Source organism: Phycisphaerales bacterium (assembly GCA_040217175.1).
Taxonomy (GTDB): domain Bacteria; phylum Planctomycetota; class Phycisphaerae; order Phycisphaerales; family UBA1924; genus JAHCJI01.
On record JAVJNT010000002.1, the window covers coordinates 554,761 to 580,719 of the forward strand.

24 protein-coding genes are annotated in these 25,959 nt (G+C 70.4%); 10 read left to right on the plus strand and 14 right to left on the minus strand.

The features are described from left to right. Nucleotides 1-52 precede the first annotated feature (52 nt). Nucleotides 53-928, plus strand: a complete 876-nt coding sequence (locus RIA68_09475; GenBank protein MEQ8317673.1) for a hypothetical protein — start codon at nt 53-55, stop codon at nt 926-928. Here RIA68_09475 and RIA68_09480 read toward each other — a convergent pair. The 4 genes from RIA68_09480 to rsmH are packed head-to-tail and all read right to left on the minus strand — an operon-like array spanning nt 856 to nt 5,094. Next, nucleotides 856-2,847, minus strand: a complete 1,992-nt coding sequence (locus RIA68_09480; protein MEQ8317674.1) for a penicillin-binding protein 2 — start codon at nt 2,845-2,847, stop codon at nt 856-858. The two genes, RIA68_09475 and RIA68_09480, sit on opposite strands and share 73 nt — an antisense overlap. After that, nucleotides 2,837-3,142 (minus strand): hypothetical protein, encoded by a 306-nt coding sequence (locus RIA68_09485; GenBank protein MEQ8317675.1) that lies wholly within the window; start codon nt 3,140-3,142, stop codon nt 2,837-2,839. Before RIA68_09485 ends, RIA68_09480 begins: the two co-directional genes overlap by 11 nt. A gap of 3 nt (nt 3,143-3,145) precedes the next feature. Then, a complete protein-coding gene (locus RIA68_09490; GenBank protein MEQ8317676.1) occupies nt 3,146-4,111 on the minus strand; it encodes a LysM peptidoglycan-binding domain-containing protein in 966 nt (321 codons plus the stop codon). Then, nucleotides 4,108-5,094 (minus strand): 16S rRNA (cytosine(1402)-N(4))-methyltransferase RsmH, encoded by a 987-nt coding sequence (gene rsmH / locus RIA68_09495; GenBank protein MEQ8317677.1) that lies wholly within the window; start codon nt 5,092-5,094, stop codon nt 4,108-4,110. Before rsmH ends, RIA68_09490 begins: the two co-directional genes overlap by 4 nt. A 46-nt stretch (nt 5,095-5,140) precedes the next feature. Between rsmH and sppA the strand changes: the two genes are divergently transcribed. The 5 genes from sppA to RIA68_09520 all read left to right on the plus strand — a co-directional run bounded on the left by sppA (nt 5,141) and on the right by RIA68_09520 (nt 10,645). Then, nucleotides 5,141-6,148 carry a signal peptide peptidase SppA gene (sppA, locus tag RIA68_09500; GenBank protein MEQ8317678.1) on the plus strand — a complete coding sequence of 336 codons (1,008 nt, stop codon included), beginning with the start codon at nt 5,141-5,143 and terminating at the stop codon, nt 6,146-6,148. 64 nt (nt 6,149-6,212) lie between these two features. Continuing rightward, nucleotides 6,213-7,529, plus strand: a complete 1,317-nt coding sequence (locus RIA68_09505; GenBank protein ID MEQ8317679.1) for a putative peptidoglycan glycosyltransferase FtsW — start codon at nt 6,213-6,215, stop codon at nt 7,527-7,529. After that, the gene (locus tag RIA68_09510) at nt 7,526-8,665 is read left to right on the plus strand and encodes a UDP-N-acetylglucosamine--N-acetylmuramyl-(pentapeptide) pyrophosphoryl-undecaprenol N-acetylglucosamine transferase (protein MEQ8317680.1); all 1,140 of its coding nucleotides are present in this window, start codon (nt 7,526-7,528) and stop codon (nt 8,663-8,665) included. Before RIA68_09505 ends, RIA68_09510 begins: the two co-directional genes overlap by 4 nt. Before the next feature lie 51 nt (nt 8,666-8,716). Continuing rightward, nucleotides 8,717-9,274: a hypothetical protein gene (locus RIA68_09515; GenBank protein MEQ8317681.1), complete on the plus strand. Its 558-nt coding sequence runs from the start codon at nt 8,717-8,719 to the stop codon at nt 9,272-9,274. 36 nt (nt 9,275-9,310) lie between these two features. Continuing rightward, a complete protein-coding gene (locus RIA68_09520; protein ID MEQ8317682.1) occupies nt 9,311-10,645 on the plus strand; it encodes a GGDEF domain-containing protein in 1,335 nt (444 codons plus the stop codon). A gap of 6 nt (nt 10,646-10,651) precedes the next feature. Here RIA68_09520 and RIA68_09525 read toward each other — a convergent pair whose 3' ends face one another. The 5 genes from RIA68_09525 to RIA68_09545 form a co-directional block, all read right to left on the minus strand. Further along, on the minus strand, nt 10,652-11,692 hold the full coding sequence (locus RIA68_09525; protein MEQ8317683.1) for a class I mannose-6-phosphate isomerase: 1,041 nt from the start codon (nt 11,690-11,692) through the stop codon (nt 10,652-10,654). Nucleotides 11,693-11,700: 8 nt separating this feature from the next. Then, nucleotides 11,701-12,264 (minus strand): 3-hydroxyacyl-ACP dehydratase FabZ family protein, encoded by a 564-nt coding sequence (locus tag RIA68_09530; protein ID MEQ8317684.1) that lies wholly within the window; start codon nt 12,262-12,264, stop codon nt 11,701-11,703. A 9-nt stretch (nt 12,265-12,273) separates the two neighbouring features. Further along, entirely contained in the window at nt 12,274-12,504 is a 231-nt protein-coding gene (locus RIA68_09535; GenBank protein ID MEQ8317685.1) for a hypothetical protein, read from the minus strand. Between the two features lie 105 nt (nt 12,505-12,609). Further along, nucleotides 12,610-13,638, minus strand: a complete 1,029-nt coding sequence (locus tag RIA68_09540; protein ID MEQ8317686.1) for an aminoglycoside phosphotransferase family protein — start codon at nt 13,636-13,638, stop codon at nt 12,610-12,612. A 36-nt stretch (nt 13,639-13,674) separates the two neighbouring features. Then, nucleotides 13,675-14,412: a gamma-glutamyl-gamma-aminobutyrate hydrolase family protein gene (locus RIA68_09545; protein MEQ8317687.1), complete on the minus strand. Its 738-nt coding sequence runs from the start codon at nt 14,410-14,412 to the stop codon at nt 13,675-13,677. Nucleotides 14,413-14,489: 77 nt separating this feature from the next. Here RIA68_09545 and RIA68_09550 point away from each other — a divergent pair, with 77 nt between their 5' ends. Next, nucleotides 14,490-15,899, plus strand: a complete 1,410-nt coding sequence (locus RIA68_09550; protein ID MEQ8317688.1) for a hypothetical protein — start codon at nt 14,490-14,492, stop codon at nt 15,897-15,899. Here RIA68_09550 and RIA68_09555 read toward each other — a convergent pair. Continuing rightward, on the minus strand, nt 15,896-17,020 hold the full coding sequence (locus RIA68_09555; GenBank protein ID MEQ8317689.1) for a hypothetical protein: 1,125 nt from the start codon (nt 17,018-17,020) through the stop codon (nt 15,896-15,898). The two genes, RIA68_09550 and RIA68_09555, sit on opposite strands and share 4 nt — an antisense overlap. Before the next feature lie 126 nt (nt 17,021-17,146). Here RIA68_09555 and RIA68_09560 point away from each other — a divergent pair, with 126 nt between their 5' ends. Next, nucleotides 17,147-17,845 (plus strand): MBL fold metallo-hydrolase, encoded by a 699-nt coding sequence (locus RIA68_09560; GenBank protein MEQ8317690.1) that lies wholly within the window; start codon nt 17,147-17,149, stop codon nt 17,843-17,845. A gap of 96 nt (nt 17,846-17,941) precedes the next feature. Here the strand turns inward: RIA68_09560 and RIA68_09565 are convergent, their stop codons facing one another. Further along, nucleotides 17,942-20,128 carry a GC-type dockerin domain-anchored protein gene (locus RIA68_09565; protein ID MEQ8317691.1) on the minus strand — a complete coding sequence of 729 codons (2,187 nt, stop codon included), beginning with the start codon at nt 20,126-20,128 and terminating at the stop codon, nt 17,942-17,944. Nucleotides 20,129-20,346: 218 nt separating this feature from the next. On the opposite strand from RIA68_09565, the gene RIA68_09570 reads away from it, so the two are divergent. Together RIA68_09570 and RIA68_09575 are read left to right on the plus strand one after the other, a co-directional pair. Then, nucleotides 20,347-20,748 carry a hypothetical protein gene (locus RIA68_09570; GenBank protein MEQ8317692.1) on the plus strand — a complete coding sequence of 134 codons (402 nt, stop codon included), beginning with the start codon at nt 20,347-20,349 and terminating at the stop codon, nt 20,746-20,748. A 64-nt stretch (nt 20,749-20,812) separates the two neighbouring features. Then, complete coding sequence (locus tag RIA68_09575; GenBank protein ID MEQ8317693.1) at nt 20,813-21,955, plus strand: GC-type dockerin domain-anchored protein; 1,143 nt, start codon at nt 20,813-20,815, stop codon at nt 21,953-21,955. Here RIA68_09575 and RIA68_09580 read toward each other — a convergent pair. From RIA68_09580 to RIA68_09590, 3 genes are all read right to left on the minus strand, one after another. Continuing rightward, nucleotides 21,936-22,793: a heme-binding protein gene (locus tag RIA68_09580; protein ID MEQ8317694.1), complete on the minus strand. Its 858-nt coding sequence runs from the start codon at nt 22,791-22,793 to the stop codon at nt 21,936-21,938. The two genes, RIA68_09575 and RIA68_09580, sit on opposite strands and share 20 nt — an antisense overlap. A gap of 102 nt (nt 22,794-22,895) precedes the next feature. Continuing rightward, a complete protein-coding gene (gene dxs / locus RIA68_09585; protein MEQ8317695.1) occupies nt 22,896-24,875 on the minus strand; it encodes a 1-deoxy-D-xylulose-5-phosphate synthase in 1,980 nt (659 codons plus the stop codon). A gap of 137 nt (nt 24,876-25,012) precedes the next feature. Then, nucleotides 25,013-25,939, minus strand: coding sequence for a polyprenyl synthetase family protein (locus RIA68_09590; protein MEQ8317696.1), 927 nt, complete (start codon nt 25,937-25,939; stop codon nt 25,013-25,015). Nucleotides 25,940-25,959 lie beyond the last annotated feature (20 nt).

The window sequence follows — 25,959 nt, forward strand, 5'->3', positions numbered from 1 at the left end:
GAGCGATCGCGTCGGCCCCGACGGCGTGCAGCGCCGCGACCCCTGGCCGTACATGCAGCGCCAGGGCGAGCAGATCACCACGCGCAACTACCTTCTGCTGACGACCGCCCAGGACCGACCCATCGCCCAAGAGATGCCCGCCTTCCTCGAGGCCTCGCTGGCTCGCCACCGCACCTTCGCCGGCTCAAGCTTCTCGGGCCCGGCGCTCCCCCGCCCGCCCGGGCGCATGCAGGTCTTCTTGTTCTCCACCCGCGAGGAATGGGCACAGTTCACCCGCGCCACGATCGACCAGACCGCCCATCCATTGCTGGCGATCGAAGTAGGCGGGTATGCCGCCGGCGGGCGGGCCGTCCTGTTCGCCCTCGACCCGTCGCGAAACGACCTGACACTCAAGATCGCCGCGCACGAGGGATGGCACCAGTACGTGCAGCGCAGCTTCCGCGAGCCGTTGCCGACGTGGGCCGACGAGATGATCGCCGTCATGGCCGAGGGCTTCGTCGTCGACGATGCGGGCCGGTACGTGTTCGAGCCGCTGGCCAACCCGGACCGCTTGTCGCAACTGACCGCCATCGTCCGGACCGGTCGCTGGCGTCCGCTCGAAGACCTGCTGACGGGCGACCCGACCGACCTGCTCGACGCCGACCCCGCCCGCGCCGTCGACTACTACGCCCAGCTCTGGGCACTGGGCCTCTACATGGCCACCGACCCGAACCGCTGGACAGGCATCGAGCGCCTCCTCCGCGACGCCGCTCGCGGCCGGATGCTCCGACAACTCGGTCGGCCAGCCGACACACGCCTCGGCCCGCTCGCGTTTCGCCGCTACGTCTCGGTCAACATCGACGCGTTCGACGCGGACTACCGCGCGTTCGCCAGCGCGCTCGTGGAAGAGGCATCGGCCGTCTCGCGGTCGGGCTCGACGCCCAGGTAGGGCAGCACCCGCTCGACGATCCGACGCACCGCGGGCCCCGCCACGCTCGAGCCGTAGTACTGGTTCCGGCGGATGGTCTCGGGCCCCGGGTCCTCGACGCTCACCATCACCACGATGCGCGGCCGGTCGAGCGGCGCACCGGCGACGAAGCTCGAGACGTACTGACGCTCGAGGTAGCCCCGCGCCCCGGGCGGGCGGCGGTGCCACGCCTCCGTGCGCTCTGGCGCCACCTGCGCGGTGCCCGACTTCCCGAACATCGAATACTCGAACGGCCCTTCCCCACGCATCTTCTCGTCGAGCTTCTCGGCGATTTGTACCATGACCGTGCGCGTCGCCATCGCGGCTTCGGGCGAGACCGCACGCCGCGCCACGAGCCCGTCCGGGCCATTGACGCCTACGGCGCTCAGCCGCAACGCGGGCACCGTACCCGCCTCGCTCCCGTTGCGCGCAAAGGCGCTGTAGGCCCGCGCGACCTGCGCCACGCTCGTCGTCACTTCCTGGCCGAACGCGATCGAGACGTGCGTGTAGTCGTTCCAGTTCTTGAGCGATCGCAGCGTGCCGTGCGCCTCGTCGGGCAGGCCGACGCGGGGCGGCTCGCCGATGCCGAACCGCTCGAGCGACGCGCGGAACTCCGCGGGCGTGAACTCCTGCGCTGCGGTCGCCATGCCGATGTTCGACGAGTTCACCAGCACCTCGGCCCACGTCTGCTCGCCGTTGGCGCGGACGTCGCTGAGCCGCCTGCCGTTGATGAACGTCACACCCCCCGGCGCCGGCTCGAACACCCGGTCGAGCAGCTCGGGATGGCCGTCGGTCAGCGCCGCCCACACGAACGCCTTGAACGTCGAGCCCGGCTCGTACGCATCCTCGACGACGCGATTGCGCGCAATCGCCGCGTCCTGCTCGCGCAGCGGGTCGGGCCGGACGAACTCAAACCGCCGGAACAGATCGACGCGCCGCGGCCACTCGTCCTTGGGCACGCGGTCGTCGGCCCACGGGTAGGGCTCGTTCTCGACCTCGCGGAGCACGTCGGCCATCGCCAGCACCTCGCCGGTCGACGGATCGAGCACGATCACCATGCCACCTGCCGCGTCGGCGTCTTCCACCGCGCGCCGCAATTCCGCCCGCGCGATCCGCTGGATCTCCAGGTCGAGCGACAGGTACAGCGGCGCCGCGGGTTCGGGCGTCTTCGCAGCCCCACGCGCGATCCACAGCGGTCGCCCCTTGGCGTCGTGCGTATACGTGATGGCGCCTGCCTCGCCCTCCAGCCGCTCGCGCATGGTCCGCTCGAGGCCTTCGCTGAACTGCGGATCGCTACCAACCTTGCCGACGATCGCCGAGGCCAGCTCGCCGCCGACCCGATCGCGGATCGCCTCGCGTTCCAAGTGAATACCGGGCAACGGATGCGATCGCACGATGGCCAGCTTGTGGTCGTTGAGGAATCCGCCGACACGAACGTAGCGGATCAACCGCTTTGGCTTCTCGCCCTGCTGCCCACCCGCCTCGTACGCCTCGATCGCCCGGCGACGATCACGGTTCTCGGCCAGCGACACCTGGATGCGGCGGTCGATGTCGAAGTCGTCCTCGCCGGTCATCCACGCCATCGCCGCGGCGAGCTCGTCGACGCTGATGCGCCCCTTCTCGAGCTGCTGGGCAACCTCCACCGGATCGAAGAACACGCGATGCACGTACCGCGACACCGCCAGCGGCCGGCCGCGACGGTCGAGCACGTCGGCCCGCGGCACGCTGATGGCGTGCTGCCGCTCGCGCGCCTCGAGCACCGACAGGATGGGCTCGGGTGGCATCGCCTGCAGCATCGCCACACGCACCACGATGAGCAGAAGCATCACCGAGCACGAGATGCCCAGCGCAGGCGCCACCCACCGCACGCGGGCCGCGGCCTGGCGTCCCTCACCTTCCATCACGGTCTTCCATCGCCAATCCGGGTGCCTCGCCCTCGGATTCCGCCGCGTCGAGCTCGGCCAGCCGCGCATGCAGCTCGTCGGGCCCCACGTGCCGCGAGATGTCCGCCCGGAGCCGCTTGGAGTACTCGTCCACCTGCATGACCCGCAGCCGCAGCGACGCGAACTCGTGCGCCGCCTGCGTACGCATCTGGCGGATCGTCAGCAGCGACCCGGCGATCGCGACCAACGCCACGACGCAGAAGGCCAGCTTGCAGCCAAACACGCCATCGATCTGCACTTTTGGACGTGCCATGCGTCAGGAACTCGGCAGCTTCAGCACCGTGCCCGCCCGCAGGTTGTCCGGGTCCTTCAGCACGTCCCGGTTGAGCGCGATCAGCTCGTGCTGGCGGCGCACCGTTCCGAGCAGGTCCTGCGCGATCTCGCCCAGCGTGTCGCCCGACTTGACCGTGTACGTCAGCGGACCGCCACGGGTCGGCTTCAGTTCGCGGGGCGCGGCCTGCTTCGATGGCGCCGCCGCGGCAACGACCGATGCCGTCGGATCGAAGATCCGCAACGTCACGCCCTGACGCACCGAGCCATTCTCGCCCACGCGGCCGGCATTGTCCTTGGCGATGCGACGCCACGCGTTGCCGTCGCCGTAGTACTTCTCGGCGATCTTGTACAGCGACTCGTTCGCCTGCACGTGGTGCTGCACGACGACCGGCTGGGTCGAAACCTCACGCGAGACGGACCGGCCGTCGGCGCCGTTCAGCGACGCCATGCCGTTGGGCTTCGTGGACGTCGCCAGGCCGGTGAGCTTTCGCATGCCCTGGGCCATCGCTTCAGCGCCGTCCGCGACCGACTCGCCCACGACGTCCAGCACCGTCCGCTCGCGCGGCGGCTCGGCGGGCATGAACGCGCCGCCGCCCTCGCCCACCACCAGCTTGATAGGGCCGGGCCGTGGCCGCTCGGGCGCCGCCTCGACCGGAGCCTCGATCGCCAAGCCGCCGCCAGACTGCTCCGCAGCCTTCGGAACATCCCGCTCGTTCGAATCCTGGATCCGACGCGCCGGCCGCCCCCGATACTCGTCCTCATCCTGCGGCACCGCAACGATCCGCCGCATGGCCTGGCCCTCGGTCGCGTCGATGAGCACCGTCGCGTCGTGGGGCGCGTCTTCGAGCTCGGCCGACCGAGCGGCCGCCAGATGGTCGCTAATCAACAACCCGACCACCATCACGGCGGCGAATCCAAGCACCAGGGCCAGCTTCTGCTCTCGAGTCAACGCGACGGTCCCCCTTCCACGCTCGGGGTCAGTTCGATGGCGCGCAGGCGGCCCGATCGGGCGCGACGATTCACCGCGACCTCCGCGTCGCCCGGCACGATGGGCTTGCGCGTCAGCCGACGGGCCTGCCCGGCGTCGCTCAGCGACGAGAACGCACGCTTGACCATCCGATCCTCGAGAGAATGGAAGGAGATGATGGCCACCCGTGCCCCCTGGGCCAGCCAACGGCCGGCCCCGTGCTCGCGCACCGCCCCGCCTGCCCGGACCGGCTCGCTCCCGATGCTCGTCGACCCGGCTTGAGACGCAATCGCGTCAAGCAGGGCCGACAGCGCGCCCAGCTCGTCGTTGACGGCTATCCGTAACGCCTGGAACGTCCGAGTAGCCGGGTCGATGCCGCCACCAGTGGTGCAAGACCGGACGAGCTCTGCGAGCGCGCGCGTGGTCGTTATCGGTTGCGAATCCCGAGAGGCGACAACTTTCCGCGCGATCCGACGAGACCCCCGCTCCTCGCCGAACGTCCACAGAATCTCCGCGATCTCGGCCTCGCTCGCGGTGGCCAACAGCTCCGCTGCGCTCACCCCGCTGGTCGGGTCCAGCCGCATGTCCAGCGGCCCATCCTGCCGAAACGAGAACCCGCGGTCGGGATCGTCGACCTGAGGGCTGGCGAACCCCAGGTCGGCCAGCAACGCGTCGGCTCGAAGCCCCATTCCGGCCATCGCGGCTGGCAGCCCCGCGAACGAGCCGCGGACCGCCTCGACCCGTACGTCAGGCTGCGCTTCCGCCACGGTCGCGCTCGCGCGCTCGAGCATGGATCCGTCGAGGTCGTTCAGGACCACCACGCCCTCGGACCCCACGAGGCCCGCCGCCGTCACCGCGTGCCCGCCCAGGCCCGCCGTCGCGTCGGCGTACACGTTGCCGGGCCGCAACACAAGGAGCTCGATCGCCTCGCGGGCAAGCACGGACTGGTGTTCGCTCTGGGACATCGGGGCATGATTGCACGCCGCACCCCCGGCCGCAGTACAGTCGGGCATGAAAGCCGTCCTCCTGCTTGTCCTTGCCTTGCTCCTGCTCGCCGGCTGCTCGCCCCTGGGCCTCACCGTGCGTCTGGGCCCGGCCAACGACCAGATCGTGGCCTCCAAGGTCCTCGAGGTCGGCGAGGGCCCCGGCGCCACCAGCGACCGCGTCGCGATGATCGTCGTGCGCGGCCTGATCACCGACACCCCGACCCCGGGCCTGCTGGGCGCCAGCACCGCCCCGATCGACGACATGGTGGCCCAGCTCAAGATGGCCGCCGACGACCCGGCCGTCAAGGCCGTCATCCTCCGCATCGACTCGCCCGGCGGCACCGTCGCCGGCAGCGAGACGGCCTACCGCGAGGTCCGGGCCTTCGCAGAGGCCACCGGCAAGCCCGTCATCGTCTCCCTGGGCGAGGTTGCCACCAGCGGCGGGTACTACCTGGCCCTGGCCGGCGACCACGTGATGGCCGAACCCGCCACGCTCACCGGCTCCATCGGCGTGCTCATCCCCAGCTTCAACGCCAGCGAGGGGCTCGACAAGCTGGGCATCCGGACCCTGTTCGTCACCAGCGGCCCAAACAAGGACCTGGCCAATCCCTTGGCGCCCGTCCAGGAAGGCCACTACGACATCCTCCGCGGCATCGTGGGCGAGTACTACGCGAGCTTCCTTTCGCTCGTCCTCCGCCGACGCCCGGGCCTGCTCCCCGACGAGGTCTCCGCTGCCACAGACGGCCGCGTCATGACCGGCGACACCGCCGCCGCCATCGGACTGGTCGATAGCCTCGGCGGCGTGCGCGACGCGATGGACACCGCCATGGAGAGCGCCGGCCTGGAGCGCGCCATCCTCATCCGCTACGGCCCACGCGGCAACGCCCCACGCACGGCCTACGCCAGCGGCCAAACCCCCACCCCGCTCATGGCCGACAACTCCGTCAGCCTCCTGCGGTTCGACGGCGGCGGCCTCTCGGCTGGCACGCTCGGCCTGCGACCGGGCGTGGGCTACTACGTGTGGATTCCCTGAGCGACCGCCGCGAGGTGGCTTTTACACCGGCGCACACCGCCCATCCGATAGCCCTACCTGACACGTGCGCCCGGGCTGGACCATCCTGATCTGCGTGCTGACGCTCCTGGGCGTCGGCTTGGTCATGGTGCGCTCGGCAGATACGACCGTCGACCCCATCGACACGCCCAAGCCCCTCGATTTCAGCGAGGGGGCGGCCCTCGTCGTCGTACCCGACCCGAAAGAAATCGTTGACCCCACCTTCCGCGAGGCGCTCCTCGGCATGGCTACCTCGCGCGCCGCCATCTACGCGGGCCTCGCGCTGCTGGCCACGCTTGCCTTCGCGGCGCTCCCCAAGTCGCTGCTCGACCGCATCGACCACCTGGCCGACGTGCAGCGGCCCGGCCTCTGGCTCGCGATCGCGATCGCCCTCATCGTGGGCGTGCTCTTGCTGGTCTACGTGCCCGGGCTCAGCCGAGAGGCCAAGGGCGCCAAGCGGTGGATCGAGCTCACGCTGCCAGGCGTCGGTGAGCAGAGCCTTCAGCCAAGCGAGATCGCCAAGTGGGCGCTGCCGGCCGTCATCGCCGTCTTCGCCGCCGCCCGCGGCCCCGCCATCGGCACCATCCTGCAGGGCCTGCTGCCCGCCGGCGTCGCCGTCGCCCTCGTCTGCGGGTTCATCATGCTCGAGGACCTCGGCACGGCCGTCCTCATCGGAGCCTCATGCGGCGTCGTCCTGCTGGCCGCGGGCATCCGCTGGTGGCACGTCGCGGTCCTCGCCGCCGTCGCGCTGGCCGCCTCGGTGCAGGCCGTCCGCACCAGCCCCTACCGCATGGACCGCATCACCAGCTTCCTCGACCCCTGGGGCGACCCGGCCAACACCGGCTACCACATGATCCAGAGCCTCGCGGCAATCTCCGGCGGCGAGCTCACCGGCCGCGGCCTGGGCAACGGCCTGCACAAGCTGGGCTACCTGCCCGAAGACACCACCGACTTCCTTTTCGCCATCATCTGCGAAGAGCTGGGCGTGCTCGGCGCCGCGGGCGTGGCCGGCGTCTTCGCGCTGCTCACCTGGGCCTGCATCGGCGTGGTCCGCCAGGAGCGCGGGGTCGCCTGCCAACTCGTCGCCCTGGGGGTCACCGCAACGGTCGCGCTCCAAGCCATCATGAACCTCGCCGTGGTCACCGGGCTCGGGCCGACCAAGGGCATCGCCCTGCCGCTGGTCAGCGCCGGCGGCACGGGATGGATCCTCACCGGCGCCTCGCTCGGCCTGCTCGTCGCGATGGACCGCCGCGAGGCCGCGCGATCGACGGTCATCGAGCACCAGCCGACGCGCGAGCCCGCGGGCGTGCAGCGCAGCCTGTTCGCGCGCAGCCGAGGACCGGGCGCCGAGGCGCCGGCTTGAGCCGCAAGGCGCACATCGGCATCGCGTTCCTCGGTGGCGGCAGCGGCGGACACATCTACCCCTCGCTCGCCGTCGCCGACGCCATCGCCGGCCTCGTGCCCGACGCCCGCGCCGTCTTCCTCACCGGCGATCGACCCGCCGACGAACAGGCGCTCGCCAACGAGCTCGCCTTCGACGAGCCCGCCCGCCGCATCGCCCTGCACGCGCGCCCACCGTCGGCTCGCCCCATCGCCATGCTGCGATGCGTCCGCGCCTGGGGCCAGGCCGTTCGCGACGCTCGCGAAGCCCTGCGGGATCTCAAGGACGCCAGCGAGCGCGTCGTCGCGATGTCGACCGGCGGCTACGTCTCGGCCCCCGCCGCCATGGCCGCGCGCGCCGAACGCGTCCCGCTCGTGCTCGTGAGCCTGGACGCCCGCATAGGCAAGGCCAACCGCTTCGTCGGCCGGCTCGCCGCCCACACCCTCGTCGGCCAGGACCATGCGCCGAGCGGCTGGCGTGCCGTCGGCACCATCATCGGCACGCGCGCCATCGCGCCGGGCCCCAAGGCCGACTGCCGCCGCGTGCTGGGCCTCGAGGCTGATCAGCCGACCCTGCTCGTCATGGGCGGCAGCCAGGGCGCCACGTCGATCAACGCGCTCGTGCAAGCGCTCTGCACGAGGGAAGCCGAATCGCTGCGCGCGTGGCAGGCCATCCACTTGGCCGGCTCGCAGTCGGCCGCCAGCGATCTCCAGGCCGCCTACGACGACGCCGGCGTCGCCGCCCGCGTGCTCGAGCGCTTGAGCCCGATGGGCCCCGCGTGGGGCGCCGCAGACCTGGCGCTCTGCCGCGGCGGCGCGGGCTCGGTGGCCGAGGCCCACGCCAACGCCGTACCGGCCGTGTTCCTGCCCTACCCCTACCACCGAGACCAGCACCAGGCGGCCAACGCGCAACCGCTCGTCGATGCGGGCGGCGCGGTCGTGCTCGAAGACCGCATCTCGCCCGAGGCCAACTTCACTGCAGTCGCGCCGACGCTGCTCGACCTCATGGCCTCGGCGGACAAGCGACAGGCCATGGCCGACGCCCTGCGACGCGCCCCGCGGCAAGACGGCGCCGCGGAGTGCGCGCGCATCGTCGTCGACGCAGCCGTTCCTTGCTGATTGCCTCGACTTCCCACGGGCCGGGCGGCGATCTCTGGTATACTTGCGTCGATGGGGCAGAACGGTCATCACCACGCCCGCCACGCCGCCGCGAGTACGACGTGCTGCGTGCTCTGGACGCCCGCAGGAACCGACCCGCCCGCCGAGCTACTCGCCTCGCTCGAGCGGCGGTCGCTGTCTTGGGTCGGTGTGCAGGACGGCTACTCCGCCATGGCCGAAATCCTGATGCGTCGCCGCTCGGGCGAGAGCCCCAAATCGGCCGTGCTCGTCCTGGTGCATCCGACGAAGCTCGACTTATCGGGCCTGGTCGTCGATGCCCTCGGACGCTTCGCCGGCCCCGTCGCGGTGTGGAGGTTCGATCCTGACGCCCAGCCCGTGCTCGCCGCCGCCGAGCGCCACGAACTAGCCACCGTCTTCGTGCGAACACAAGAAGGGGAGCCCCGCCGGGCCGACCAGTCTCAAGACCGACCGCCGCCGTCGTCTCCGGCCGCCTCGAGCGACGAGGGCGAACGCCGCCAGGTCGAGCCCGAGGACGAAGAGCCGACGGCGTCGTCGCTGCTCAGCGACGAGGAACTCAGCATGCTGCTGGCCGATCGGCCGGGGCACTAGGGCATGGCGCTCGGCGGACGCCAGATGGGAGCACTCGTGGCCTCCGACGGAGCAACGCAATCCGGCGCGACGACCAACGGCCCGAGGCAGGCCCAGGGGCCGGCCCGCATCGTGCTCGTCGGCCGCACGGGCCTCGACGGCGTGCTGGCCGCTCCGGCGAGCACCGAGATGGTCCGCGTCCGCAGCGGCATGGACGCGCTGGGCGAGGTCTCGGCCTGGAGCCGACAGACGCGCGAGCACGGCGGCGAGCAGGTCGTCGTCCTGGGTGAGGCCATCGACGCTGACCCGACCTTGCTGCGTGCCCGTAAGCTCGTCGACGCCCTGCGACGGCTCGACCCGGGCGTCCGCGTGCTGGCCGTAGGCCGGCCGCTCGAGAGCGACCAGGCGAGCCGCGACGACGCGTTCGACGGCTGGCTCGACATCGACGACCCCGTCTTCTCGTCGCGTGTGCTCCTGCACGGCCGGCGGGCGGCGCGCTCGACGCCGACGCCGACGCCGACGCCGAAGCGTCCGGTCGAGGTCTCGGCGCCGCCGAAACCGACCGCCCCGCCGCCACCCGCCGACGATCGCCGCTTGGTCGAGATGCTCCTGGCCGGCGAGTCGATCGAGGCCGCCGCGGTCGACCTTGCCTCCCGCCGCGCGGGCGCACCGCTGTCCCTGCGCGATGCCTCTGAGGCAACGGACGATGCGAGCTGCGCGCGCATCCCCGGTGTTGCCGATCGCGTGCTCGTCGGCCCGCGCGCCGCGCACGAGCGACTGGCCGATGCCGCCGAATGGCTCGGCGGATGGCTCCGGCTCGAGGCCCGCCATCGCGCCCTGGAGAACGAGGCCAATACCGATCCACTCACCGGTGCCTGGAACCGCCGCCACTTCGAGCGCGCGCTGACCGACGCCATCGACGCGGCCGGCGAGGCACGCCGCGACCTGTCGGTGCTCGTCTTCGACATCGACGACTTCAAGCGCTTCAACGACGAGCACGGCCACGAGGCCGGCGACGAGATCTTGCGTGAGGTCGTCAACCTGCTGCAGAGCGTGATCCGCCCTACCGACAAGGTCTGCCGCATCGGCGGCGACGAGTTCGCCGTCATCTTCGACGACCCCGCCGGCAAGCGCGAGCCCACCAGCCGCCACCCGCGCTCGGTCGTTGGCCTCGCGAAGCGCTTCCAGAAGCAGGTCGCCGCCAAGCGATTCCCGAAGCTGGGCGACGACGCGCCGGGTCGCCTGACGATCTCGGGCGGGCTGGCAACGTTCCCCTGGGACGGCCTGGACGTCGCCTCGCTCGTACGCGCCGCCGACCAGCGAGCCCTCGAGGGCAAGCACCAAGGCAAGAACGCCATCGAGCTGGGGCCGGCGTCCGACGCCGAAGGCTGACCCGTCTCAGGCCTTGCCGACGCCGATGCGTAGCAGCCGCGTGCCGCCCAGCGGCGCTGCGGGATCACACACGAACGACACGCGGTCGGCGCATGCGGCCGGCACGACGATCGTGTGCCCGGCGTGCACGGGCAGCGCTGCGTCGTCGTCGTCCTCGACCACGACCTCGCCCACGCCCGACACGAGCATCAGCACCTGGCAGCGCCCGTCGAAGCTCAGCGGGATCTCGTCGCCCCCGTGTGGCCGCGCCTCGTCGATCGAGAACGCGTCGAGCGCGCACAGCCGTCCCGCATCGTCGCCGCTCGCCAGCCGCCGGGTCGCCGGCGGCGGCCCGCCGAGGATGCACTCGACGGCCTGTTCCAGGTGCAGCTCGCGCCCCTGCCGCCCGTACTCGCGCGCCCAGTCGTACACGCGGAACGTCGTGTCGCTGGGCGTCTGTACCTCGGCCACCAGCGTGCCCGCGCCGAGCGCATGGATCGTGCCCGTCGGCAGCGTGTGCAGGTCGCCCACCCGCGACGGTGCGCTGTGCAGCATCGCCGGCACGTCGCCGCCCTCGCGCGCTGCGGCGCCGACGTCGGCCGCCGTCACGCCGGGTGCGAGGCCTTTCAGGATGCGGGCGTGCTCTTCGGCCTCGACCACGTACCAGCACTCGGTCTTCACGTGCGCCTCGGCGTGGGCCGCCGCATAGGCCGGGCTCGGGTGCACCTGGATCGACAGGTTCTCGCGCGCATCAAGGTACTTGACCAGGAGCGGAAAACGACCGTCGAGCGACCCGACCGGGCCGAGCAGGTCAGCGCCCCAGAACTCGACTGCATCTCGGATGCTGCGGCCCGCGAGCGCGCCGCGTGCGATGATCGACGACACGCCCGAGCCACCCGCGCCAGACGCACTCGTCGCGTCGAGGTCGGCAAGCTCCCAGCTCTCACCAACGCTGGCGCCGTCGGGCAGGTCCTTGCCCAGCGTGGCCAGACGCCGACCGCCCCAGACCTTTTCGAAGAGCCTGGGCTCGAGCACGAACGGCAGTGGTTCTTGGATGGCGTCAGCCACGGACGCTGTCAGCCGCCGGGGTTGGCGTTGGGGTCAGCCACGGCGTCGATCGCCATGCCCGAGATCGTCGCCTCGAACGCGAGACGATTCTCGACCACGCCCTGGACGTTCGCCGTGAAGCGACGCCGCCCGAACTTGATCTCTTGGCCGAGCAAAATGAGTTCGTCACCAGGCGCGACCATCGAGCGGAACGCCGCGTTCTCGATCCGCAGGAATGCGGCGAGGTACGGGTCCTTGTGGCGCGCGAGGAACATGAAGCACGCGAGTTGCGCGCCGGCCTCGATCTGCAGCACGCCGGGGAACATGGGCTTGCCCGGGAAGTGCCCGGCCACCCAGAACTCGTCGTCGCTAACCGATCGGGCGGCCACCGCCTTGGTGTAGCCCTCGTTGTGCCACACCAGGCGGTCGATCAGCCGCATCTGCCCTCGATGGGGCAGGATGCGCTCCACGCCGGCCGTGTCGAGCACGTACGAGCCCAGGTCGATCCCGCCGAGCGGGAACAACAGTCCCTTGGCGCTCGCGGGAGCGCCGGCGGGGTCGGTCGCGGGCGTGTCACTCGAAACGGTCGGCATCGTGGGTATTCAGTCCTGCTTACGCAGCTCCAGGACCTCCTTGCGGAGCTCCTGGGCCAGATTCTTGATGTCCTGCATGGCCGTGCGGACGCGGGTGCCCGCGGCCTTGTTGCCCGCCTTGACCTTGTCCATGTCCTCGGCGATGGAGTCGAGAATCTGCTTCATTTGCTCGTATTGCTGCATCGACCAGTTCTCCCACGTGGTGCCCTGAGTGCCTCGGCCCGGCGGGCCGGCTGTCATACTTCCCATCCCCGGCGGCCGGGGCAAGCCTCGGGCGGGCCTGAGGCCCCCAAGAGCGGGCAAAACCGCAAAAATCGACCGAACAAGGGCCAGCCCGACCCCACTCTAGCCGCTCAGGGCCTTCACCGACCTCTCCAGAACCGCCAGAGCCCCGCTGAGGTAGATCGCGTCGCCCTCGTGCTCCAGATTCGCCGGGGCCGCCGCCGAGGCGATCAGCCGCTTGCACTGCAGCAGGCGGGCGTAGTCCTTCTCGACCGGCAAACCGGCCTCACGCCGGGCCTTGGCGATCATCGACACCGGCTTCAGGCCGCACAGCCGCTCCGTGCGGCCCCAGAATTGCCGCTCGAGGTACAGCCCGTCCTCGGCCCAGTGCCCGGGGTGGACCAGCCCCAGGTCGATCAGGGCGCACCGCTGGCCGGCGTGGCCGTGCCCGTTGTCCGAGGGCTGCCGCCACATGGCGTTGGCCGGGTGTACGTCGCCGTGCTGCCACGCGCTCACGGGCCGGGCGTTCCAGATCGACAGGGCCTCGGGCAGCAGCTTCCGGGCGCTCTTGAGGGCGTTGTTCCAGTGCTGGGCATCCGGGATGGCGTTGTCGTGGGCCATCTGGCGTGCTTGCTCGTGCGCGTGGGCCCAGTCGGGCTCGACCGGGCGGCCCGTCGGCTGCCACTGCTGCTCCGCTCGGATCTGGAAGTCGCTCGCGGCGTCGATCAGGGCCCGCAGCCCGTGCTCGTCGAAGTTGGTCGCGACGGTGCCGCCCTCGAACCGCTCGATCACCAGCCAGCACAGGTCATATGAGCCAAGGTTGTCCGCCGAGGCCAGCACGCGCGGCGTCGAGAGCGAGAGGCAGTCGGGGGCCGACCAGCCCTTCTTCCAGCAATCGCCCAGGGCCGCCGCCCAGCGGCGCTCGTTCGGCCCCACGGGCACCTTCACCATGCAGGGCACGGTCGTGCCGTCGTCAAGGGTCCACGTGGAGAAGCCGGTGGCCGCGCCGCCGCGCTGCCAGCTCGTCCGGAACCATTCGATGTCACCGAGGTTGTCGCCCGCGGCCTCTTTGACCACCGGTGCCAGCATCGCCCCGAGCGCCAGCGGATCGCTGGTGTCCAGGGCGCCCGCGTTTGGCTGCGGATCGGCCATCGCCAGGTGGCGCCTCCCTTGTCCGATCTGCCGAATCTATGCAGGGCCGTCCTGACCCCGGCACGCTCGAACGAACACACTGTACACGCCCGAACCGAGCGCACCGTTTCCGCTCCGCTCGGGGTGCCATTGCACCCCGGCATAGAACGGCCGCTCGGGGTCGTGCACCGCCTCGATGGTCCCGTCGGGGGCGACTCCAGCCACGGCAAGCGAGCCCGCATCGGCGATCGCCTGCCGATGCCGGCTGTACGGGTTATCGGCACCTTCGGCGAGCCATCCGGGCGCGCCCGCGCGGGCCTCGATCGCGTGCGGTTGGTGCCAGTGCGTGCGCCACGCGTCGCCCAGCGTGTCGGGCAGGTGCTGGTCGAGCCGGCCGCCCGCGAGCAGCGCCATCATCTGCATGCCGTAGCAGACGCCCAGCACGGGCAGGCCTGAGCGACCCTGCAGGGCCCGAAGAAGTGCCGAGTCGTACGCCTGGCGGAGCTCGACCACGGGCGTGACGCGCGGGTCGGTCGGCTCGCCGAACGGCTCGGTCCGCGGATCGTCCCCGCCGATGAGCAGGACGCCGTCGACCAGGTCGAGCTGGTCTTCGATGGATTCGATCACCGGCGGCAGCACGATCGGAAGCCCGCCGGCCGCAACGACGGCGTCGACGTAGGTCATCCGGCAGCACGAACGCAGGGCGGGCGGCGCAGCCGGATCGCTGCTGGGGGCCACGTCGACGTCGCCGGCAATGCCGATGAGCGGTCGGTGGTGCTGGTCGCGCTGGCCCATGGTCGGCCTCCATGCCGATGGTGCGTAGGAGCCGAGTGGCTGCCCCGAGTCGAGGGTAGCGGGAGTACGCTGCGCCGATGCCCACCAAGCCGGTCATCCTGAGCCTCTTGGTCGCGATCGCCATCGTCGTCGCTTCGATGTGGCTCCTGAGACCACCGTCGGCCAGCGCGACGGCCGAGCCGCAGCCCGTGCTCGACGTCGACGCGGCTTCGATCGTGTCGTTCGAGACGCGGGCCGAGGGGGAAAACGCCCGACGCATCGAGCGATCGCTGGCGGGATGGCAGCTCATCGACCAGGACGGCCCGCCCTGGGCCGTGCAGGACGGACGGGCACGCGCCGCGGCCCGCATCCTTGCCGACCTGAAGGGCCGGCCGGTCGGAGACGAGGACCTGCCGCCGGTCGCCTCGACCCTCACGATCACCGACGCGCGTGGACGCACCATGTCCCTCGGCCTGCGTGAACCGGTCGTCGGCGGGCGACGCGTGGTCGATCGCGTCGACGCCGAGGGCGGCGTCCAGCAGTTTGCGATCGACGAACCCCTCTACGAGGCGTTCGTCCTGACCGGGCTGGCGGCCTGGCGCGACGAAGGCCTGCTCGGGGCGCTCCCCGGCAGGCCCGCGAGGCTCGAGCTTGCGCGCGGCGACTCGCGCCTCGAACTCGCCCGCGTCGACGGCCGATGGTCGCTGAGGGCGCCGGTATCTTCGCGCGCCAGCGAGCAAGGCGTGGATGCATTGCTGCAGGCGATCGCACGCCTGCGCGTCGAGCGCTTCGACGAACCACCACCACCCGCCGTACAAGCCGCGACGCAGGTGACGATCACGGTCGAGGCCGATCGCATCGAACCGATGGGCGACGACTCCGAGCCCGTCCGCACGACCGAGCGACTCACGCTCACGCTGCACGGCCCGGCCGACACCGGCGGGCGCCTCACGCTCGTCGGCGTGGCGCGCGAGCGGCGATATCGCTCGGCGGGCGCGGCGACCGAGTTCCTCGGGGCGACGTTCGTCGCGATCGACCTCGAGCCGCTGCAGCAAGTTACTCTGGAGGCACGCGGCTACGTGGCAGCGACCGCGATCGAGGGTGATGCGACGCTCGTCACGCGACTCGAGCTCAACGACCGCGTGTACGCGCGCACGGATGGAGGTTGGGCCGAGGGCGACGAGGTACTACCGGCCGACCGCGCCGCCGCACTCGATGCATTCTCTACGCTCCTGACGACCACGGCGATGACGGGCGTCGAGCTGACGGACGCACCCCAGCCCGCGGGCCGGGCGTCCCGGCCGGTGAAGATCGAAGCGTCGGCGATCGGTGGCGAGGCGCTCACGCCCCCGGGCGGGCTCACGCTGCGGATCGTCGAAGCACCGGGCGGCGCCTCGGGCGTGCTGCTCATCGGCGACGGCGTGACGCGCGAGTACACCGACGCGGCGAGCACCGCCATCGGGCGCGCCGTGCTCGTGCTCAGCGAGCCCGTGGCGCCGGCGGGCTAGAAGCTGCTCGAGACCATCTTGGCGGCCCGCTCGCGGATGCCGTCGAGCAACTCGCGCACCTCGGCGGCCATCTTGCTATTGGGAAACTCGGCGATGATGCGCTCGCCGTGGCTGGCCGCCTCGATCCAGCGCTTGTCGCGCACGGCCAGCTTGAACTTGGCGCCCAGGTTCTCGCGGGCCTTGCCGATGACGCCGCGAGCGACCTCGCGGAAGGGTGCGGCTTCGTCCTCGCTGAGGTGGTGGTCGAGCCTCTTGAGGAGTTCCATCGCCTCCTCGACGCGGTCGTCCTCGGCCGCCTCGAGGAACTGGCGCTCGAGGTCGGCCTTGAAGCGCTCGACCTCGCGCGACACGCGCTCGGGCGCCGCCTGGGCGCGCGGCGCTTCGGGGAAGGTGCGGGCGATACGCACGGCCTCTCGCTGGGCCTCTTCCCACTGGCGGTGCAGGACGAGATCCTCCAGCTGCGTCATGGCGTTGTTCAGCTGGTGCTCCAGCGTCGCGCGACGCGATCGATCGATCCGGCGGCGGAAGTTCTCGGCATCCTGGCGATATCCGAACCGATCGGCGAGCTCGCCCGAGAGCACGAGCGCCGCCTCCCAGTCTTCGGCGGCGATGTCTTCCTCGATCGCGCGGCGGAGCAGCGTGCGCTCGCGCGTGCGGTGCAAGACGCGGCGCGCATCGTCGCTCAGGGCGGCCTGCTCTCCCAACGAGCGCAGGGCCATGGTCGTTGTGTGCAGTTCCTTGCGTGTCTGGCGGACGTCGCGTACGAGGTACACCAGGCCCACGGATGCGGGGGCGAGCACGACGGCCAGCACCATCGCCAGCAGCCCGGCGACGCCCAGGCTCTCGGGCACCAGCAGCCCGGCGGTCGACGCGACCTCTCCCGGCGTGAGGGCTGCCTGCGGATCTCCCGAGAGCAGGCTCTCGAGGTCGATGCCGGCGGCCTGCGTCGCGGCGGCCGGCCGCAGGGCCCACAGCACGACGGCCGCCACGCCCATCAAGAACACCGAGCCGTGGGCAAGGAGCACCAGCGCCATGGGCCAGCGGCTGGGCCGGGCGCGGGGCACGACCGGCTCGATCGCGTCGTGATCGGGACGGGCGAGTTCGTTCGGATGCTGGCTCATGGGCGGCTCTCCGTGCCGGTGCGGCGCGCCGTCGTCCGCACTCCTCTGCCTCGACCAGTATAACGGCACAACCCCCCAACCGATGCACCAGAACGGCCGCCAACGCCCCCGGGGTACACTGGGCCCATGCAGCAGATCGACGTTTCCGGACGCATACACAAGCAGAACACGCAAGATTCCAACACCGCGGCCGCGATGTGGACGGCGAGCCTCGGGCCCTTCGAGACCAACGCCTACGTGTACACGCCGGACGGCCGCCACGCGTGGATCATCGACCCGGGGCAGGCGCCGGAGCCCATCCTCGAACTCGTCGGCGAGCAGGGGCTGGCGGTCGATGCCGTGCTGCTCACGCACGCGCATGCCGACCACATCCTGGGTCTGGGCGAGGTCATGGACGCCTTCCCCGGTGCGCCGCTACTCATCCACGAGGACGAGCGGGACTGGATCGGGGACGCCGCCCTGAACCTGAGCGCGGGCTTCGGCATGCCGTACAGCGGGCCCGAGCCGACCAAGACCTTCGAGCACGGCGCGGCGCTCACCATCGGCGGCGAGTCGTGGACGGTGCGGCACACGCCCGGCCACAGCCCGGGTGGCTGCGTGTTCCTGGCGCCCGGGGGCGGCGTTGCGATCGTCGGAGACACGCTCTTCTCGGGCAGCATCGGACGAACGGACCTGCCGGGCGGCGACTTCGACCAACTCGCCGAGAGCATCCGCCGCGAGCTCTACGGCCTGGATGCCTTGTGCCTGTGCCTGCCCGGGCACGGTCCGCCGACGACGGTGGGCGAAGAGCGCTCGCACAACCCGTTCGTGCGGCGCGAGGGCTGACCGCGACGAAGGGCGCACCATCAATCACAAACCGGGGCCGACCCAAAGGCCGACCCCGGTTTGCTCCAAGGAGGGGACGCTTGTGTGCTCGGCTGCTCAGCAGCCGGCGTCGAACTCGCTCTGGAACGCGAGGAAGTCGAACAGCGTGAGGCTTCCATCGCCGTCGAAGTCGGCGACCGGATCGCCCACGGCGAACGCCGACTGGAAGGCCAGGAAGTCGAAGATGGTCAGGTCGCCGTCGCCGTCCATGTCGGCCCGGCATCCGCCACACTCGAGGCCCTCGATGCGCAACGCATCGATGGCGACTTCCATCACCGAGTCGTTGGGGCTATCGGAAGCGGTGAACCGCACCTGCACCTGCGAAGTCAGGCTGATGTGATCGGTGAGGTTCCACCGCATCAGCGACCAGGCATCGCCGCCCATCGAGTGGTCGACGCGCTCGAGCTCGACCCAGCGGCCGCCGGCGTCGTCGGACACCTCGACCACGAGGCGGTCCTGGTCGCCCAGGCCGGCGCGCTGGTCGTCGTTGGAGAACCATCGGGCATAGCTCAGGACGGCGTTGCTCGGAGCGCTCGACAGGTCGAACACGGGCGAGGTCAGCACGGTCGGGCCGCCGTCGAGGTCGATGCCGCGGTCCGCGCCGGTGACGTAGGCGTTGCCCGAGCCGTCGAAGTCCGAATCCGCCACGCCGCGGAAGCCATCGGGCTCGCCGAGCTCCCAGCCGCCCTCGGCGACCGAGTCGTTGTCGACCGCCCAACCGGGCGCCGACTGGAAGTCCTGGTCGACGGCGGTGATGACGGCGGTGGCCGCCAGCGCGTCGTAGCTGATGCCCGGAGCGCCGAACGGCTCGATGGTCTCGCGGCCGTCGGACGTGGCACGCACGTAGTACTCGACGATCGAACCGCAATCGAGCGCGGGGAACGTCGCCTCGAACTGGTCGCCGCCCATGGGCACCAGCAGGGCGCTGTCGAACGCGCCGCCGTCGACGCTGAAGAACAATTCGGCCGAACCCGGGTCGAGCGGACCGTCGACCTCGACGATCGTCACGGCGAAGCTCTGCGGCGAGCCGGGGTCGACCAGGTCGAGGTCCGGCAGGCTGATCTCGATGCCCCGGATGGGCGGGCAGCACACGCCAAGCGGGTTGGCCAGGGCGTCCTGGAACTCGGGACGGTCGATGGCCGTGCCGTTGTTGCCGCTCGTGGTGCTGCAGCCGGCGTGGGTGTGCACGCCGATGGCCAGGCCGGTGGTCTCGTCGAGCACGGGCGAGCCGGAGTTGCCGCCGGTGGTGTCGGTCTGGTACGAGATGCCGAAGCCGTCCTTGCGGACGTACGGGCCGGTGTGGGTCTTCTGCACCTGGTTCCACGCGAGCGGGGCGCCGGTGCCGAAGGTGCTGCCGTAGCCGGTGATGCGGATGTCGCCGGTCGAGGTCGGGGCCTCGGGCGCCAGGCGGTAGAACTCGCCCTGGGCCTGGCCGGCGGTCAGGCCGGTGTCGCTGTTGGGGAAGGCGCCGAAGTAGGCCCAGTCGTTGCCGATGCCGCGGCCGCCGTTGGACTGCATCGAGTCATCGTCGACGGGGTACTGGTCTTCGGGAGCGGCCATGACGATCGAGCCGCTGCCCGTGCTGAGCGGCACGTTGAACTCGACTACGTCGGCGCTGAACGTGCAGTGGCCGGCCGTGATGAAGCACTTGGCGCAGTCGTCGATGAGCCACGCCGTGCAGCCCACGGGCAGCAGGCGTGCGTTCCGCGGATCGCTCGAGAGCACTCGGTCGTCGATCGAGCCACAGATGCTGTCGAAGCCGCCGCCCTGCGTGAAGCCGCTGCCGGCGGTCAGGCCGTTGATCACGACGCGGCCGACGTCGGCGCTCGGCCGGGCGAGCACCTCGACGAGCAGGGTGTCGCCGTTGAAGTATGCGGTCTTGTGCTTCCACTGGCCCAGCGTGTGGCTGGTCAGGTGCTGGTCGTGCTTGTCCTTCAGGCTCGTGATGCGGAGGCGCATCGAGTCGGGCAGCACGGTCGACTCGGCGTCGAATCGCACGCGGCTCCAGCCGGCTCCGGGGGCGGCCATCGTCGCCGCGAAGACGACCTGCTCCTCATCGCCCACGCCGGGCAGGCCCAAGGGGCCGGTGTCGATGCGGTTGGCAACCTCGAACTGCTGCAGCGGATCGGCTGCTTGGGCAAGCACCGGGGCGGTCGCGCTCAGCACGCCGCCACACACGCACGCGAGCATCGCGGCGGCAACGCCGCCACGGCGAACGCCCATGGAAACAGAGTCAATCGTCATCGTGGTCCACTCCTGCGGATCGCGGCCGGCCCTTGGAAGCCTGGCCCTCGGATGGGAGAGAAATGGGGAATACCCCTGCACACGTCCGGCGCTCCCCTCGTTCGCCGGCGTGCCGATGGGTCTACGCCGGCCTTCATTAGGACGTTTCAGGAAGCAAATCGTTGATATCCCCATCGAAGCCGGGCAACCCGTGGCCGCAGGGCCGGTAACGCATCGATATGCCGCTCGACGCCTCCCCTGTCGCCGTCGCCCGACGCGTCCGCATCGCTCGCGCGCTCTCGCTTTGGTCGTGCCGGTTGGTCGGCTTCGTGCTCCTGGTGCGAGGCGTGTACCTGCTGATTAACCGTCTCGCGTTCGGCATCACACAGGGAGACGTGGCGTACGCGTACGACGCCTACACGGGGGTCGGCAAGGAACACATGGTCGCAGCGGGCATCGCAGCCACGCTGGTCGGCCTTGCGCTCGTGCTGCTCGCGCGGCCCTTGAGTCGCTGTGCCATCGCAATGCCCGACGCCGGCTGTCCGTCGTGCGGCCACACGGGCGAGATCGATGGCGACGGCCGTTGCGTCGAGTGCGGATGGCAGCTCGATGCCTCGTCCTCCCGCCGGCCCGACGCGTAGGACGTCGCACGCCCGAGCAATAGGCCATGCTCCGCCTCGTTCCGCACGCACGAGGAGGACTGTTATGCGCACGAGCATCGCAACGGTCATCAGCGTCGGATTACTGGCCGCAGCCGCACAGGCTCAGGTCGAGACCAGGCTCATCGACCCGACCCTGACCGGCTCCGACGTCACGCCACTGGAGTCGCCTACGGGGCTCGAAGGGCTGCACGTCGCCGCGTTCGACCCGGGATTCCCGGAGGGCGTTCGGCCGCGCATGTTGTTGGTGTTCGTGCCGGGCGGGGGCGCGGTGCCGACACAGTACACCCGATTCGCCCAGCACTCGGCGTCGCTCGGCCTGCATGCGCTGGGCATCGCGTACGAGAGTTGGCCGTCGATCTGGGAGATGATCCGCGGCGAGGACGACCCCGACCTGGCCGAGGCGATTCGGCGCGAGCGCCTCTTCGGCGAGCCGCAGACCGATCTCATCGACGTCGACGAGCCCAACAGCATCAGCGGCCGTCTCGGACGGGCGCTCTCGTACCTCGACAATGCGTTTCCCGACGAGGGCTGGGGGCAGTTTGTCGAGGGCGACGGCTCGTTGCGATGGCGTCGCATCATCGTCGCGGGACATTCGCAAGGCGCTGGGCACTCGGCCTACCTCACCAAGGAGTTCACGCTCGGCGGGTCGCTCCTGTTCGCGGGTCCGGGAGACTTCGTGACCGGCGTTGGTCCGGCGCCCTGGCTCTTCCGGCCGAGTGAAACGCCGACCAGCCGCATGCTCGCCTTCACGCACGTCGGAGATCGAACCGCCGCGGGCTTCTTCGGCAACCAGCGCATCCTCGGGCTTGACGCCTTCGGCCCGCTCGAGAGCGTCGATCGAAAGACCGCGGGCGAACTGTCGAGCCACATGCTCACCAGCCTACTCGACATCGATCACGGCAACTACCACTCGGCCGTGGTCGTCGACGACTTCCTGCCGATCGGCGCGATGGGCGAGAACGTCTATCGGCCCGCGTGGACGTACCTGCTGGCCGAGCAGATCGCCGCATCGCTAGGCTGCCGAAGCGACGTCGACGGCGATGGAGCCCTGACGCTGTTCGACTTCCTCGAGTTCCAGAACCTGTTCGCAACCGGTGACGCAACAGCCGACTTCGACGGCGACGGCGCGTTCACGCTGTTCGACTTCCTGGCGTTCCAGAACGCCTTCAGCCTGGGCTGCTCGTAGCGGGCTCGGGCGGGGCGTCGGTCGCGGTCCAAGCGACGGGCAACTGAACCTCCCACCACTGGTTGCGCCGCGGCACGTCGGGGCCGTTGTAGCCCATGATGCGCGGCGAGCCGTCGGCGCTCCACCGGCCGGCTGCCTCGACGCCACCGGGCCCGACGTTGCGTTCGGCCTGGGATTCAAGCCACTCGTAGAGCTTACCGATTTCGCGCTCGATCCGGTCGTTGCCCATCGTGCCGCGGATGCCCAGCGACAGCACCGTCACGGGCTTGGTATCGATGACGCGTACGTTCTCTTCGGCGTCACCGACTGGTCCCAGGTCGCTTGTGCGATACAAGAACGACACGGTCATCGCGTCGTCGCCCTCGGCTCCCTGCACGCCCAAGTTCTCCGCGTCCTGGCGAGCCATGGTGGGCAGGTCGGCCTCGACCGGCGCGGTCATCGCGATGTCGCGGTTCTTGATGTGGCGAAACAGCGGGAAGAAGGCCATGTTCATGCCGAGGCGCGGCGACGCATCGACCGTGATCTCGGCGCGGCGAACGCTCGGGTAGGACTTGATCTCCATCGCGCCCGCCGGGGTCGGCCGGGGGTAGCCCTCGGGCAGCGCCGCCGTCGTGCGCATCGGGCCGGCCACGAAGTAAGCGCTGACCTCGCCGTCCTCGAGTTCGCCCGTCCGGGTCTTGAGCTCGAACTCGGACACGCCGCCGACCTTGACCGGATCGGCAACGACCGCAACAGCGGCGCCAGCCGGTGCTTCGGCCGCATCCTGCGCGATGGCTTTTAGCGGAAGGCAAGCTGCGGCGCCGGCAAGGACCAGGATTCTCAGCGAGCAGTCGATCATCGGAGACCTCCTTCGACCCGGGATGGTCGAACGGTTCCGATGCGCCGGTCGGCACGAGCAGGCTCACTCGTGCGTAATCCCGTACGCGACCGCTGGGCAGCCCTAGCGCGAGGCGTGCACGACGCTCTGCGCCTGCTCTTTCGCGCAAGAGCCCAGCAGCGCACGCACCTGCTTCTCGATTCCGGCTGCGTCGAGGCCAACCTCGGCAAGCTGGGCCTTTCGCCCGTCCTGCTTGATCCAGCGATCGGGCAGGCCGAGGCGGCGAATGATGGCGCCGCGCAGCCCCATCTCCTCGATCGCCTCGAGCACGGCGCTGCCGAACCCACCCTGGAGCGTGTGCTCTTCGACGGTCATGATGGGCACGCCTGCCTCGACGAGCTCGCGGAGGAGCGAGCGATCGACGGGCTTGGCAAAGCGGGCGTCGTAGACGGCAATGCTACGGTCGGGCGAGAGCGACTCGGCGACCTCGACGCACGCGAGCGCGGGGACGCCGAAGGCGAGGATGGCCGCGTCGGGCTTGTCAACGCCTTCGGTGAGCAACCGTGCCTTGCCGAGCTCGAATGCGGGGCACGAGCCCGCGAATCGATCGGACACGTCGTCCCGCGGGTAGCGGACGCTCGAGAGGCCTCGGTCGTAGTCGCGCATGAACTCGAGGCTCGCACGCAGGCTCGGCTCGTCGATGGCGGCCATGATCGCCGCGTCGGGCAGCGTGCGCAGGAGCGAGACGTCGGCGAAGCCGTGGTGCACGGCGCCGTCGCCGCCGACCAGGCCCGCGCGATCGAGGCACAGCCGCACCGGTAGCCCCTGGAGCGCCGCCTCCTGGAAGGCCTGGTCGTAGGCCCGCTGCAGGAACGTGCTGTACACCGCGAAGAAGGGCTTGGAGCCCGTCTTTGCGAGCCCGGCCATCATGTCGAGCGCGTGGCTCTCGCAGATGCCCGTGTCCCACACGCGATCGGAGTACTTTTCCATCGCCTCGGTCACGCCCGTGCCATCGGGCATCGCGGCCGTGCACGCCACGACCGCCTCGTCGCGTTCCATGAGGTCGACGAGCGCGTCGCCGAACGCGCTGGTAAAGCTGCGCCCGCCACCCTTGACGACGACGCGGCAGCCCTCGGACTGCAATTGGGCGCCATCTTGGGCTGCGAACGGCTTCGGCGAGTGGAAGGTCCGTGCATCGCCTTCTGCAAAAGCGAAGCCCTTGCCCTTGACGGTCTTGACGTGCAGGACGCACGGCCGGTCGAGGTCTTTCACGGCCTCGAGGAACTCGATCAGCGTGGGCAGGTGGTGTCCGTCGATGGGCCCCACGGTGAGCAAACCAAAGTGCTCGAACCAGGTGTTCTCGGGTGCGCCGTCGCCGACCATGGCCTTGGCGGCCTCGCCCATGCGGTGGTACGCGTCACGCAGCGCCTCGCCGCCCGGGATGCCCTTGAGCAGTTCCTTGCCCGTTCGCTTGAGGCCGGTGTACGTGTGGCTGACGCGGACGCGGTCGAAGTGCTGGGCGAGCGCGCCCTGCGGGCCGGCGATGGACATGCCGTTGTCGTTCAGGACGACGAGCATCTGCCGCTTGAGCGTGCCGGCGTTGTTCAGCCCCTCCATCGCCACGCCGTTGACGATCGACGAGTCACCGATGATCGTGACGACGCGGCGTCCGTCCTTGCGGGCCTTGGAGTCGTACGCCTCGCCGTTGAGCGCGTCGCCGCGGGCCATGCCGACGGCCGTCGAGATGCCCGTGCCGGCGTGGCCGACGCGGAAGAGGTCGTACTTGCTTTCGTCTGGTTCGGGGAAGCCGGCCATGCCCTCGCGCGTGCGGAGCTTGCTCAGCAGCGGCAGGCGGCCGGTCAGCAGCTTGTGGGGGTAGCACTGGTGGCCCACGTCGAACAGCAGCCGATCCCAGCCGAAGTCGAACACGCGATGCATGGCGATGGTCAGCTCGACCACGCCCAGGTTGGGGGCCAGGTGGCCGCCGGTCCGCGAGACCTGGTCGCAGATGGCCGCCCGGATCTCGCCGGCGAGCTGCTCGAGCTGGTCGATGGACATGGAGCGGAGTTGCTCGGGCCCGGTCAGCGTGTCCAGCAGTGCCATCCAACCCTCCAAGTCCCGGCACGAGGCCGATCGATCCGTCCCCAACCCTATTTCTTAGGCGAAATCCCGGCTATTTTCAATGATTCTTGAAAATATCGGGATTTCCCTTGGACTCGCTGGCCCTGCAATCATCGACCTCATCGCGTCCGGCTGGCCAAGACGCGGGCTACGTCCGAGAGATCGCGACCGCGGCCGCCCAGCGGTCCGAGGGCGACGAGGCTTGCTTCCAGAAGGTTCGCGACTTCGGCTCGTGATGCCTCGACCCCCACGACGCCGGGGAAGGTCAGCTTCCCGGCGTCTGCATCCTTACCCGTCCGCTTGCCCGCCTGTTCGGTCGACTGCTCGACGTCGATGAGATCGTCGACGACCTGGAACATCAGCCCCACCGCTTCAGCGTACTTGGTCACGGCGTCGATCGCGGCCCGATCGGCGCCAGCACTGATGGCGCCCATGCGGCAGGCGGCGCGCATGAGCGCGCCGGTCTTCCAGCGGTGGATCAGCCCCAGCCGCGATTCATCGTCCGATAGACCGGCGTCGAACCCGCCCAACGAGTCGAGCGTCTGCCCATCGATCATGCGCGCGGTCGCGTCGGTCAGCTCCGCAATGAGCAACGCGCTCGTGTGGGGATCCTCGACGCGCTTGGCGAGCGTCCAGTACGCCGCATTGAGCATCGCGTCGCCCGCGAGCAGTGCTGCAGCTTCGCCGGCATGCACGTGGAGGGTCGGCCGGCCGCGGCGCAGATCGTCGTCGTCCATGCAGGGCAGGTCATCGTGCACCAGACTGAACGCGTGGACGAGCTCGACCGCTGCAGCCGCGGGCAATGCGGCCGAGTCGGCTGCTCCGGTGGCTCGCGCACACATGAGCGTGAGGGCCGGCCGGAGACGCTTCCCGCCGCCGAGTGCGGCGTAGCGGGCGGCGTCGCGCATGATCGAGCTCTGGCAGGCTTCGTCGACGACCGAGGCGATCTCGGCCTCGACCAGCGCCGCCAGCTCGGATACGAGCGCACGGATGCGCACTTCGATCGCGTCGGTTTGGGTCGGGTTGGCCGCCGGCTCGCCGGTCATGGCGCAACGGTACCATCCAA